The organism is Klebsiella sp. FDAARGOS_511 (assembly GCF_003812845.1).
Lineage (GTDB): Bacteria > Pseudomonadota > Gammaproteobacteria > Enterobacterales > Enterobacteriaceae > Klebsiella > Klebsiella grimontii.
Genome location: NZ_CP033824.1, coordinates 1,601,789 through 1,614,336 on the forward strand (window position 1 = coordinate 1,601,789; position 12,548 = coordinate 1,614,336).

Genomic DNA, 12,548 nt, shown 5'->3' on the forward strand with positions numbered 1-12,548 from the left:
AGCATTGTGTCAGTAGGGTGCGCACACCAGCGCGCGCTCGCGGCTCAGCAGCCACGGGCGCAGATACCCCACGGTACTGGAAAAAGGCAACACCTCTTCAGGCAGCACAATGCCAAGCTGCTCGCCGATGTACAAGCGGCGGGCGACAATACGCTGCCAGAGCTGAGGGTAGCGCTGCGCCAGCGCCTGACGCAAAGGGCCATCGGCAAGCGCCACGGTATCTTCAATGCTTGCGCCGCCGTAGCCCGCGCGGGAAGGAATGATGTCGATCTGCAATATCATCCCGCTTTGCAGGGTGGCGGCTGAATTGGGGCCAATGGGCGAACAGAGCCACTCTTCATCCGCGACCAGATGCCCGGGATTGAGGTGCCAGTGATATTCCGCCTTCGGCAACACCTGTTCTATCAGTGCATACATATCGCCGCCGCGCATGCCAATGCGCAGATTTTCCAGCCAGTTAACCACCGCCTTAAAGTAGGGCTTCGCCACCACCTCAAGATAATCGGCGACTTCCGGCGCCAGCTCGCGCTCATCGGCCACCACGTAAGCGGCGCGGCTGCTCAGGCCACCTTTGAAGCTGGTGGTCAGCGAGAATTTATCTCCGCGCTGAATGACCTTATCGCCCGGATAGAGATTCGCCCAGGCAAAGCGATCGCCGGTGGCGGCAATCATCACCACGCTATTAGGCTGCCCTTCCGCCGCCAGCAGCGCGCCGATTTGCTTTTCCGTTTTACCCGGCGCAATGGCGTTAAGCGCGGTCAAAATCGCGGTAGAAGCCAGATTAGCGCCGTACTCATAATGCGCCAGCTCGTTGGCATTATTAGTGATTCGCGCCCCCTCTGCCGGATCGATAAAAATACCGGTGGCATTGCTTAATTTCGCCTGCGGCCCGGCGGTCTGGCGAAGAGCGTCAACGATAAATGCCGGCAGATCGAACATCTGCGAGCGGTCATCAGCCGCGCCGGTAAAGAGCTTCCAGCCCGCCAGGCCGATACTTTTTCCCGCGGCGACGCCGGCCTCCTGGAGCAACTGAGCCAGGGTTTTGCGGGTATCCATCGGCTGATTAGGCAGCGAAAACCACGGAGCGTGAATGACCCGGTTTTCCAGCCGGGCATAGCCTGCGAGCTTGAGATTCTCGTTGCCCAGCACCAGCACCGCCTCGCCGTCCCGATGCAGCACCAGCAGCGCCTCTTCGAAACGGGGAATAAAGCCGGTGAGATACTCAAAATTGCCGCCGTGCTCTTTATCGGCATAGACGATAAGCGTGTCTAAGCCGCGCTGCAGCATCTTCGCCAGTACTTTGGCTTTGCGCTGCCGCAGCGTGTCGTCATCGAGGGTAACGGAAGGCACATCGCGCCAGAGAGGGGGTTGAGGAACGGTGGAAAGAGTTACGACAGCCATCGGCATTTCTCCATGTCATTTAACGCTGATACCGGAGAGTAACCAAAATCCGAGCGGCTGTAATAAAAAAATCCCGGCCTTGCGACCGGGATTCGTTTATCAACACGCCAATGCCTTACGGCAGAATTGACGGCTGATCCGCCCCTTCTTTCTCGACTTTCTGCTGCAGCATGTGCTCACGCTTCATGCCCAGCTTCAGCGCCAGCGCGGACGCGACGTAGATAGAAGAAGCCGTACCGATGGAGACGCCGATCAGCATGGTCAGCGAGAAGCCTTCCAGAATCGGCCCGCCGAAGAGATACAGCATCAGGATAACCATCAAGGTCGTCCCGGAGGTGATCAAGGTACGGTGCAGCGTCTGCGTCAACGACACGTTAAAGATTTCGTACGGCGTACCGCGGCGAATCTTACGGAAGTTTTCACGAATACGGTCAGATACCACGATACTGTCGTTCAGCGAGTAGCCGATCACCGACATCAACGAGGCCACGATGGTCAGGTCAATCTCGATATGCAGTAACGACAGCACGCCCATGGTGATCACCACGTCGTGCGCCAGCGCGATAACCACCCCAGCCGCCAGACGCCACTCAAAGCGGAAACCGACGTAGATCAGGATACACACCAGCGCGGCGATCAGCGCCAGCGCGCCGGTCTGCGCAAGATCGGCGCCAACGCTCGGACCCACAAACTCAATACGCTTGACCGTCGCGTTCTGGCTGGTTGATTCGTTAATGACGGTAACGACCTTGCTGCCCAGCTCCTGGCTGCCGTTGGCGTCATGCACCGGCGGCATACGCACCATGATGTCGCGGCTGCTACCGAAGTTTTGCAACTGCGGCTCTTCAAAGCCCGCCTTCTGCAGCGACTGGCGCACCTGGTCCATATCGACAGGTTTTTCGAGGGTAATCTCAATCACCGTACCCCCGGTGAAATCCAGACCCCAGTTAAACCCGCGCACGCCAATAATAGCGATGGACAAAATCAGCAGAAAACCTGAAATGCCGAAAGCCCAGTAGTCCCAGCGCATAAAGTCCCAGACTTTACGGCCGTGGTTCAATTGTTCAACAGTATATTCCTGTGCCACAACGCACTCCTCAGATAGACAGCTTTTTAACGCGCTTGCCGCCGTACAGCAGGTTCACGATGGCACGGGTGCCGACGATAGCGGTAAACATTGAGGTCGCAATACCGATACCGGTGGTAATCGCAAACCCTTTAATGGCACCGGTACCGACCGCGTACAGGATAATGACTTTGATAAGCGTCGTAATGTTGGCATCAAAGATGGAGCTGAACGCGCCGCGATAACCTTCGTCAATCGCCTGCTGCACGGAACGCCCGTTGCTCAGCTCTTCTTTAATACGTTCGTTAATCAGAACGTTCGCATCGACCGCCACCGCAAGGGTTAAGACGATCCCCGCAATCCCCGGCATGGTCAGCGTCGCCCCCGGAATCAGGGACATAATGCCGACAATCAGCACCAGGTTAGCCACCAGCGCAGAGGTCGCAATCAGGCCGAACTTCTTGTAGAAGAAGATCATAAACAGGATGGAGACCACCAGACCGGCCAGACACGCTTCCAGGCCCTGCTTGATGTTCTGCATACCGAGGGTTGGACCGATGGTCCGTTCTTCAACAATCTGAATCGGCGCAATCAGCGCGCCTGCACGCAGCAGCAGGGAGAGCTGGCGCGCTTCGGTCGGGTTGCTGATGCCGGTAATACGGAAGCTGTTACCCAGACGAGACTGGATGTTGGCGATGTTAATCACCTCTTCCTCTTTCGCCAGAATCGCACGACCATTGGCATCTTTCTTACCGCTGTCTTTGTACTCCACAAACAGGGTCGCCATCGGTTTACCGATGTTGTCCTTGGTGAAGTTAGACATGATGTTGCCGCCAGCGCTATCCAGGGAGATGTTAACCTGCGCCTGGTTGTACTCATCCATGCTCGACGTCGAGTCGGTGATGTGGTCACCGGTGAGGATGACGCGCTTGTACAGCACAACCGGCTGGCCTTCGCGGGTATATTTCACTTCCGAGTCGCCCGGAACGCGACCGGAGGCCGCCGCGGCGCTATCAACGTTGGTGTTAACCAGACGGAATTCCAGGGTCGCGGTCGCGCCGAGAATCTCTTTCGCACGCGCGGTGTCCTGGATACCCGGCAGTTCAACCACAATACGGTCGGCGCCCTGACGCTGAACCAGAGGTTCGGCAACGCCCAGCTGGTTTACACGGTTACGCAGGATATTGATGTTCTGCTGAACGGCATATTCGCGAGCTTCTTTCAGACGGTCGTCGGTCATCACGGCTTTCAGGCCAGTGCTGCCCTGAGTGGAGATAACCAGATCGCGGTGACGAGGGCTAAGGTAGGAGATAGCCTGGTCGCGCGCGGCGCTGTCGCGGAAAGCGATGCTCAGGCCGTAGTTGTCTTCTTTACGCACGGTCGCGTAAGGAATGCCTTTATCACGCAGTTCGCTGCGCAGGCTGTCGATATTTTGTTCCTGCAGTTTGCCCAGCGCGGTATCCATGTCGACTTCCATCAGGAAGTGCACGCCGCCGCGCAGATCAAGACCCAGCTTCATCGGCTCGGCATAAAGGGCCGCCAGCCAGCGCGGGGTTGCCGGAGCAAGGTTAAGCGCCACGACGTATTTGTCACCCAGCACGCCCATCAGCGCTTCGCGCGCGCGCAGCTGGATATCAGTGGTGTCGAAGCGCGCAAGAATTGCGCCCTCTTCCAGTGCCACAGACTTCGCGGTAATTTTTTCTTCTTGTAGTGTTTTCTGGACCTGGATCAGCGTTTGCTCACTGGCGGCGACGCCGCGCGCGCCAGTGATTTGAACAGCCGGATCCTCACCATACAGGTTGGGAAGCGCATACACTAAGCCGACGACAATAACGACGACCAGCATGACGTACTTCCACAAAGGATAACGGTTTAACACGGCAGTTCCCTTAGGGAAAATGGGTAATTACAGCGCCTTCATGGTGCCTTTCGGCAGAACGGCAGCTACGAAGTCACGTTTGATAACCACTTCAGTGGTATCGTTCAGCGCGATAGCGATGTAACCGCTTTCCGCGACTTTAGTGACGCGCCCAACCAGGCCGCCGTTGGTCAGTACTTCATCGCCTTTGGCAATGGAGTTCATCAGGTTTTTATGTTCCTTGGTGCGTTTCTGCTGTGGGCGCAGGATCATGAAGTAAAAAATCAGACCAAACACCACCAGCATCAGGATCAGAGACATCGGGCTACCCTGCGCCGCGCCACCGGTTGCTGCTACCGCATCAGAAATAAAAAAGCTCATTGAAATTCCCTCATTATTAAAATTAGTCAACGTTCAAAGGTGGAACGGTTCGACCCTGACGTTGGTAAAAATCGGTCACGAAGCTCTCTAATTTACCCTCTTCAATAGCCTTGCGTAAACCAGCCATTAAGCGCTGATAGTAACGAAGGTTATGAATGGTATTGAGGCGCGCGCCCAATATTTCGTTGCAACGGTCCAGATGATGCAAGTAAGCGCGTGAATAGTTGCGACAGGTGTAGCAATCACATTCTGCATCCAGCGGCGAAGTATCGCTCTTGTGCTTCGCGTTGCGGATTTTCACCACGCCGTCGGTGACGAACAGGTGGCCATTGCGCGCATTGCGCGTCGGCATGACGCAGTCGAACATATCGATCCCGCGGCGCACCCCTTCGACCAGATCTTCCGGCTTACCGACGCCCATCAGGTATCGCGGCTTGTCGGCCGGGATCTGCGGGCAGACGTGCTCCAGTATACGGTGCATATCTTCTTTCGGCTCGCCGACAGCCAAACCGCCGACAGCGTAGCCATCAAAGCCAATCTCTACCAGACCTTTAACAGAGATATCACGTAAATCTTCGTAAACGCTGCCCTGAATAATGCCAAACAGCGCATTTTTATTGCCCAGACCGTCAAAACGGTCGCGGCTGCGCTTCGCCCAGCGCAGGGACATTTCCATCGAACGCTTAGCGTAATCCCAGTCCGCCGGGTATGGCGTGCATTCATCGAAGATCATCACGATATCGGAACCGAGATCGTACTGAATCTCCATCGATTTTTCCGGATCGAGGAAAATCGGATCGCCGTTGATCGGATTGCGGAAGTGCACACCCTGTTCGGTGATCTTGCGAATATCGCCGAGGCTGAAGACCTGGAAGCCGCCGGAATCAGTGAGGATCGGCCCTTTCCACTGCATAAAGTCGTGCAGGTCGCCGTGCAGCTTCATAATTTCCTGGCCCGGACGCAGCCACAGGTGGAAGGTATTGCCGAGGATGATTTGCGCGCCGGTCGCTTCAACTTCCTCCGGCGTCATTCCTTTTACGGTACCGTAGGTGCCGACCGGCATAAACGCTGGCGTTTCAACGACGCCGCGCTCAAACAAAAGACGGCCGCGACGCGCGCGACCATCGGTAGTATCTAACTCAAATTTCATTATCACTCCTGCGTCAGAAAAACAGTCTGACGTTAAACACGCGCATCGCGGACTTATTCCCCGACACGTTCAAAAATAGCCTGCGGATTGTACGTGATAAACATCGCGTCCCCGTAGCTAAAAAAGCGATATTTTTGTTCTACCGCAGCCTTATAGGCGTTCATGGTGTGCTGATAGCCGGCAAACGCGGAGACCAGCATAATCAGCGTGGATTCAGGCAGATGGAAGTTGGTCACCAGCGCATCAATGACTTTGTACTGATAGCCCGGATAGATAAAAATCTGCGTATCGCCGAAGAAGGGCTCAATCAGATCGTTTTTCGCCGCCTGCGCCGCGCTTTCCAGCGAACGCACCGAGGTCGTCCCGACCGCAATCACCCGGTTCCCGCGCGCTTTTGCCGCCAGCACCGCATCGACCACCTCCTGCGGCACTTCCGCATATTCAGAGTGCATAATGTGGTCTTCAATGCTGTCTACGCGCACTGGCTGGAAGGTCCCCGCTCCGACGTGTAGCGTAACAAACGCCATCTCAACGCCTTTTTCGCGCAGCTTCGCCAGCAGCGGCTCGTCAAAGTGCAGGCCGGCGGTGGGCGCAGCCACGGCGCCCGGTTTTTCGCTATATACGGTCTGATACAGCTCGCGGTCGGCCTCTTCGTCCGGACGCTCAATGTACGGCGGCAGCGGCATATGGCCGATAGCGTTGAGAATATCCAGTACGCTGCGCGCGTCGTCGAAAGCCACTTCAAACAGCGCGTCGTGGCGTGCAACCATCGTTGCTTTAATGCTCTCATCGTCGCCAAGCAGCAGCTCGGCGCCGGGTTTCGGCGCTTTAGACGCGCGAATATGTGCCAGAATACGTTTATCATCGAGCATACGCTCGACCAGCACCTCAATCTTGCCGCCGCTGGCTTTACGGCCAAACAGGCGGGCCGGGATCACGCGGGTATTATTAAAAACCAGCAGGTCGCCTGGGTTGAGCTTGTCGAGTAAATCGGTGAAAGTACCGTGCGTCAGCGCGCCCGTCGGCCCGTCTAATGACAGCAAGCGGCAGCTGCTGCGCTCGGGCATGGGATAGTGGGCAATCAGGGATTCGGGTAATTCAAAGGAGAAATCGGCGACGCGCATGGCATATACTCATGACTTAAAAACAGGCGGCTTAGTCTAGTGCTCACACCTCTTCGCTGCAACAACTAGCCGTATCCGGATAACGAATCGCATGAATTTTCTCGCACACCTGCACCTTGCCCATCTCGCTGACAGCTCCCTTTCCGGTAATTTACTGGCCGATTTCGTTCGCGGCGACCCCGCCGGCGAATGGCCGGCTGACGTCGTAGAGGGCATCTTTATGCACCGGCGGATCGATGTACTGACGGATAACCTGCCCGAAGTCGCCGAAGCCAAAGGGTGGTTTCGCCCCGAAACGCGCCGGGTCGCGCCCATCACCCTGGACGTGATGTGGGACCATTTCTTGTCACGCCACTGGGCGCAGCTGTCGCCCGAACTGCCGCTGCCGGAGTTTGTCCGCTACGCCCACGCCCAGGTCACGTTTATTTTGCCCGATTCTCCGCCGCGTTTTGTCAATCTCAACGAATACCTATGGTCTGAGCGCTGGCTTGAACGCTATCGGGATATGGAGTTTATTCAGCGCGTGCTGAACGGGATGGCCAGCCGCCGTCCGCGGCTGGATGCCCTGCGCGATTCCTGGCAGGATCTGGATACCCACTACGACCGGCTGGAGGAGCAGTTCTGGCGCTTCTACCCGCAGATGATGGCGCAGGCGAAAAAACGCGAACTGTAAAAGATTGCGCTTTTTTCAGAAAACGCTATTCTGGAAAGCGCTTTTAAATAACGATTGATAGACAAAACCTATCTCATCGATTGTCAGCGTCACGTTGAGTTCCTCCGCACCGCTCCCTATACTTGCCCGCGTTGCGTTCCAATTAACCTTAGTATTAACAGGAGAATCATATGGTTCTGGTTACTCGTCAGGCTCCGGACTTCACCGCGGCAGCTGTTTTAGGTAACGGCGAAATCGTTGAGAAATTCAACTTCAAACAGCACACCAGCGGTAAAGCCACCGTTCTGTTCTTCTGGCCGATGGACTTCACCTTCGTTTGCCCGTCTGAACTGATCGCTTTTGACAAGCGCTACGAAGAATTCCAGAAACGCGGCGTAGAAGTGGTTGGCGTTTCTTTTGACTCCGAGTTCGTCCACAACGCATGGCGTAACACCCCAGTAGACCAGGGCGGCATCGGCCCGGTTAAATACGCGATGGTTGCTGACATCAAACGCGAAATCCAGAAAGCGTACGGTATCGAGCATCCGGACGAAGGCGTTGCCCTGCGCGGTTCCTTCCTGATCGACGCTAACGGCGTTGTTCGTCACCAGGTGGTTAACGATCTGCCGCTGGGCCGTAACATCGACGAAATGCTGCGTATGGTTGACGCGCTGCAGTTCCACGAAGAGCACGGCGAAGTTTGCCCGGCGCAGTGGGAAAAAGGAAAAGAAGGGATGGCCGCTTCTCCGGAAGGCGTGGCTAAATACCTGACCGAGAACGTTTCCAGCCTGTAATCGGCGTACGTTCGGCAAAAGGCTCGCAGACGCGAGCCTTTTTTGTTTTATACGGAGCCGCTTTTTTTCACTTCACGCCAGATGCGCCACGCCATCAACGCCAGCACAACGACGCCAAATATCAGCGCACCCCATACCAGCAGCGTTTTCCAGCTGCTTTGCTGCTCGGCAGCAGACGTCGCCGTTAACCGCGCTTCGCCGCCCAGCATGACGTCTTCTTGCGCGACCGCCAGAGGGAGATCATTCACAGACTGCGTCTTACGCAGCGACGGCGGGATCAGCATGTCCAGGGCGACATCTGCCTTTTGCGCCGCCCGGTTTCCCCAGGCCAGCATATAAGGCCCTTTTCCTTGGGTATTAAAGACCAGCTGGTATTTATCGCGCGCGCCGCTTATCGCCGGCAGCGACGCCGATAAGCGGGCATTAATCGTCTTCATGCGAACCGCTTCAACCGTTTGACCTGACAGAGGAATATCGTCCGAACGCTTGCCGTCCAGCTGATACAGCACGGTTTTCGTCAGCGGCTGCCAGGGCTCATTTTCGCCGCTACGCCAGGCAAGCTCGACCGGTAGAACCCCTTCGCCTGCCAGCGATATTCTGAGCGAAGTCAGCGGCTGAGGCCGGGCCCAGCGCCAAACGGCCTCCTCATCTGAAACCCTGTCCGCCTGAGCATCAAGCTCAATGCGCGTAGACTCCGGTTCTCTGCGTTCCGCCAGAGCCGTCACGCTATTTAACGCCGGCGCCTTGCTTTGTGCATCGAGGATCAGCAGCAGGTAACGATTCCCGTCCGCGGAGAGCGTCAGGTCAGCGCTAATGGTGTCCATTTTCAAACGATCGCTATCGCGCGTCAGATCCATAAGAGGCGCATCCTCCTGAACAGAGCGCCAGTACTTCAAATCGCGGCTGGAATACAGCGACGCTTTCCCCTGCCAGTTAGCCGCCAACGATTCCCAGTTCAGCCGCAGTTGAGCCAGCGCGAAAGCGTCCGTCTTATCCGCCGGCAGCGTCAGTAAATAGCTCTGCCCGAGCGCCTTCGCATCATCGGTTTCCAGGTGAATTTCGATCCCCGTTGTTGAACGCAGGACCAGCGACTCTCCGCCGCGTCGCCCCTCTTCACGCGGCGGAACCGGCGACATCTGCAGAGGGAAAAGCCGTAGCGTCATCGCTTCAGGCGTAACGGGTTGCGCCTTCTGCACCTGCAGCGCGAACGGTACCGTATCTCCCTGATGGTTAAATACCCGCACATCGCGCAAATCAGGCCATGCCGTCCCCTGATAGAGCAACGGGGAAAGCTCGACGCGATACCAGGGCGACGCGCCGCTGGTTTCCAGCATCACCCCCTGCATATAATCCAGTGGTTTTTCTCGCGCTTCATTGCCGCTGACAGCCGCGCCCGTCACACCCAGCAGCACGCCGCATAACACCGCTTTCATCCATTTCATTTTTCTTCTCCTGCTTTGGGCGGTAACGGGGAAAAATACCCGACGATCAACACCAAAATCGCCACGCCGATAAACGCAACAGCCCGCGCCAGCCCGCCGCCGCCTGCGCTATCCACCAGCATGAGTTTCACAATGACAACGCCTAACAACGCCGCGCCGCATAGCCATTCGCGGCGGGAAAGTCGCCGCGTCGCGCGCAGCATGATCGTCAGCGCTGCCAGCGTCCAGACCAGCGCGAAAGTGGTCTGAATTAAACGCGAATGCCACAGCGGCTCGATACTCCAGGCCACCTCGCCGTACCAGGCCAGGGCGCGCAGCAGCAGACCATTCAGCCACCAGAAGCCGAGCGCCAGCAAAGCAACGACGGGCCAGGGGCGGCATACCGATAGCTGCAGCGGAAAATAACGCCGCGAAACGCGGTAAAATATCGTCAGCCCAAGCAGCGCAAAAGCGGCGCCCTCTTCCAACGGGTTAATCAGCGGCAAATAGGTCTGACCGTAGACTGTGCCATCCTGCACATTCGTCAGCATTAACAGGCATCCCAGCGCCACCGCCACCGGTATCATCGCCTGAGAAGCATACAGCGCAGGCCATACCCGGAATGGCCACACTTGCCGATGAACGGCTTCCGAGACGAGGAAAATCAGCATCCCGCCCGCCGCCATCATTAATCCGCTCGCCCAGGCCGACATGCCCCACGGCAAATCCTGGGTAAACCAAAACAGCTCCATTGCCAGCGCCAGCAAAATCATCCACAACAGCGACAGGTGGGCAAGCTTACTCAGGCGCGGCGGCAGTGAATGCCCATCACGCCAGAGCAGGGCCGCCGCCGCGGGTAGCGCCGCGCACCAGGCCAGATTTTTCCAGCCAGCAGCGAAAATCTGCTGCTGGGACAGCTGGTAAAACAGCACCATCAGCATCATTGGCCACAGCAGCCATTTGCTCGCATCCAGCTCTTGCCAGGCTAAGCGCGCGGCGGCTGCGCGCCAGCACCACACCGACGCCGCCAGCGCCGCCAGCACGCCAAAGACAATCTGCGTGTCTTTACTCACCGCCAGCTGCGATGCGCCCACAAGCGCCACCATCCAGAACAACAGGCCGCCGATAAGCAGCCCCCAACTGCCCTGCACCTGGACGGTTCGCCACAGCCAGGCGGCAACCAGCCAGCTAAGGCTGAGTACGGCGAAAATCAGCAGCAAAGAGAGCGGCGTGGCGCCATTCGCCTGCGCCCATAGCGCGCTGCCAACCGCCAGTACAAGTAACGCCGTACCGCTGTAGCTCATGCGCCGCTGCTGCTGTTGCACGCCCAGCCAGAGGATGCCAAGACCTTCCAGCGACCAGGCCATCGCAGTCCAGCGAGCCGACAGCGCCAGCGGGATGGCCAGCGTGGTAAAGGCGCCGCCGAGCGCCAGCGCCGCCAGCACCAGCGGCTTCCCTAAAGAGGGGTAGCGACGCAGCGCCAGCCAGGCAAGGGCCAGATAGAAACCGCCGTAGCCCAGCGCGCTAAGCGCCGGGCCGTATTCCATATGCCGGGTAATGGCGTACTGCATACCAAAACCGACCAGCGGCGGCGCAAACAGCAGCACGCCGTCAATAATCTGACGACCTTTTTCCTGCGCCCTCAGCGACAGCGCCACGCTCAACACGCCAAAAATAAGCGTATTGGCAATTAAAAACAGCTGACAGCTCAGGTAAAACGCTGGCCGATACTCATTCAGCCCCCACAGGCCGCCAACGCCAAAGGTAAACAGCAGGCCAAGCAGATTAAGCTCGCGCCAGTGCTGGCGGATGCTAATGGCATGAATGCCGACCGACAGCAGAAGATAGAAGGAGAACAACGCCACATGGCTGCCGCCGCCGGTAGAGAGCAGCAGCGGCGCAAGATAACCGCCAAGGCTCGCCAGCATGGCCAGGCTGAGCGCTTTTTGCACAATCGCCAACCCAACGCTCGCCGCGCAGATCGCCACCAACAGCGCAAACGCCAGGGTCATCGGCAGCATCTGCCACAGGCGAAAGGCGCCAAAAACGGTGAGATAGAGCGCGCCCGTTGCCCCACCCTGCAAGATCAGGGCGTACACCGGTTGCTTATGCCGCAATCGCCATCCGACAGCCAGCAGGACGACCGCGAACAGCGCCGCCGCGACCAGACGTAATTCGAGGGGGAACAGAGCGTGTTCCACGGTATAGCGCAGCAGAAAGGAGAGGCCAAGAAACAGCAGCAGGATCCCGAGCTTCGCCAGCGGATTGCCCTGCATAAACCAGCCTGCCAGTGACGATATTATTCCGCCAAAGGCGGAAGATGGCTTGCTTTCGGGGAGAGAGGCCGCCTTTTGCTCTGGCTGCGGTTGTGGCGTTGGCTGCGCGCGCCACGGATCGATGGCTTCAGCCACGGGCTCCGGCCGAGGCTCACTGAGCTTCACCGTCATCGCGTCAGCAGCGATAGCGGCTTCTGGCGTTGTCGGCGCGAAGGCGGTGGTCTCTGCCGCAGGCGCGACGCCGCATCGCTCAAGCTCCTCAACCCGACGTTGCAAAGCCGCCAGCTCAAAACGGACCGCCGCGCTGCGCCTGAGAGCGACAATCGCGACGAGCGGCCCAACCACCAGCCCGCAGAATAAAATCACGGCGCCAAAGATCAGTAGATCGTCCATGTTCCCACCTTCACTGTTTGAAGAGGGAGCAG

At 57.7% G+C, this 12,548-nt stretch carries 10 protein-coding genes; 2 read left to right on the forward strand and 8 right to left on the reverse strand.

From position 1 onward, the window contains the following. Positions 1–9: 9 nt before the first annotated feature. From EGY08_RS08805 to queA, 6 genes are all read right to left on the reverse strand, one after another. Positions 10–1,401 (reverse strand): M24 family metallopeptidase, encoded by a 1,392-nt coding sequence (locus EGY08_RS08805; protein ID WP_004129673.1) that lies wholly within the window; start codon positions 1,399–1,401, stop codon positions 10–12. 115 nt (positions 1,402–1,516) lie between these two features. Further along, positions 1,517–2,488, reverse strand: coding sequence for a protein translocase subunit SecF (gene secF / locus EGY08_RS08810; RefSeq protein ID WP_004129671.1), 972 nt, complete (start codon positions 2,486–2,488; stop codon positions 1,517–1,519). 10 nt (positions 2,489–2,498) lie between these two features. Then, on the reverse strand, positions 2,499–4,346 hold the full coding sequence (secD, locus tag EGY08_RS08815; protein WP_071532289.1) for a protein translocase subunit SecD: 1,848 nt from the start codon (positions 4,344–4,346) through the stop codon (positions 2,499–2,501). A 27-nt stretch (positions 4,347–4,373) separates the two neighbouring features. After that, on the reverse strand, positions 4,374–4,706 hold the full coding sequence (gene yajC, locus EGY08_RS08820) for a preprotein translocase subunit YajC (RefSeq protein ID WP_004099423.1): 333 nt from the start codon (positions 4,704–4,706) through the stop codon (positions 4,374–4,376). A gap of 22 nt (positions 4,707–4,728) precedes the next feature. Then, complete coding sequence (gene tgt / locus EGY08_RS08825; RefSeq protein ID WP_087828315.1) at positions 4,729–5,856, reverse strand: tRNA guanosine(34) transglycosylase Tgt; 1,128 nt, start codon at positions 5,854–5,856, stop codon at positions 4,729–4,731. A gap of 53 nt (positions 5,857–5,909) precedes the next feature. After that, a complete protein-coding gene (gene queA / locus EGY08_RS08830; RefSeq protein WP_004129664.1) occupies positions 5,910–6,980 on the reverse strand; it encodes a tRNA preQ1(34) S-adenosylmethionine ribosyltransferase-isomerase QueA in 1,071 nt (356 codons plus the stop codon). A gap of 91 nt (positions 6,981–7,071) precedes the next feature. Between queA and acpH the strand changes: the two genes are divergently transcribed. Together acpH and EGY08_RS08840 are read left to right on the forward strand one after the other, a co-directional pair. Beyond that, entirely contained in the window at positions 7,072–7,653 is a 582-nt protein-coding gene (acpH, locus tag EGY08_RS08835) for an ACP phosphodiesterase (RefSeq protein WP_004129663.1), read from the forward strand. A 170-nt stretch (positions 7,654–7,823) separates the two neighbouring features. Then, positions 7,824–8,426, forward strand: coding sequence for a peroxiredoxin (locus EGY08_RS08840; RefSeq protein WP_004099418.1), 603 nt, complete (start codon positions 7,824–7,826; stop codon positions 8,424–8,426). Positions 8,427–8,473: 47 nt separating this feature from the next. On the opposite strand, the gene EGY08_RS08845 is transcribed toward EGY08_RS08840, so the two are convergent. Both EGY08_RS08845 and EGY08_RS08850 read right to left on the reverse strand, forming a co-directional pair. Further along, positions 8,474–9,868, reverse strand: coding sequence for a DUF3999 domain-containing protein (locus tag EGY08_RS08845; RefSeq protein WP_087828313.1), 1,395 nt, complete (start codon positions 9,866–9,868; stop codon positions 8,474–8,476). Continuing rightward, complete coding sequence (locus EGY08_RS08850) at positions 9,865–12,516, reverse strand: DUF2339 domain-containing protein (protein WP_123828412.1); 2,652 nt, start codon at positions 12,514–12,516, stop codon at positions 9,865–9,867. The genes EGY08_RS08845 and EGY08_RS08850 overlap by 4 nt, the downstream gene beginning before the upstream one ends. Positions 12,517–12,548 lie beyond the last annotated feature (32 nt).

What these genes read in the sequence shown, in the direction of transcription:
- EGY08_RS08805 (WP_004129673.1), bottom strand. Translation starts at nt 1,401, where the DNA reads ATGGCTGTCGTAACTCTTTCCACCGTTCCTCAACCCCCTCTCTGGCGC.
- yajC (WP_004099423.1), bottom strand. Translation starts at nt 4,706, where the DNA reads ATGAGCTTTTTTATTTCTGATGCGGTAGCAGCAACCGGTGGCGCGGCG.
- tgt (WP_087828315.1), bottom strand. Translation starts at nt 5,856, where the DNA reads ATGAAATTTGAGTTAGATACTACCGATGGTCGCGCGCGTCGCGGCCGT.
- queA (WP_004129664.1), bottom strand. Translation starts at nt 6,980, where the DNA reads ATGCGCGTCGCCGATTTCTCCTTTGAATTACCCGAATCCCTGATTGCC.
- acpH (WP_004129663.1), top strand. Translation starts at nt 7,072, where the DNA reads ATGAATTTTCTCGCACACCTGCACCTTGCCCATCTCGCTGACAGCTCC.
- EGY08_RS08840 (WP_004099418.1), top strand. Translation starts at nt 7,824, where the DNA reads ATGGTTCTGGTTACTCGTCAGGCTCCGGACTTCACCGCGGCAGCTGTT.
- EGY08_RS08845 (WP_087828313.1), bottom strand. Translation starts at nt 9,868, where the DNA reads ATGAAATGGATGAAAGCGGTGTTATGCGGCGTGCTGCTGGGTGTGACG.
- EGY08_RS08850 (WP_123828412.1), bottom strand. Translation starts at nt 12,516, where the DNA reads ATGGACGATCTACTGATCTTTGGCGCCGTGATTTTATTCTGCGGGCTG.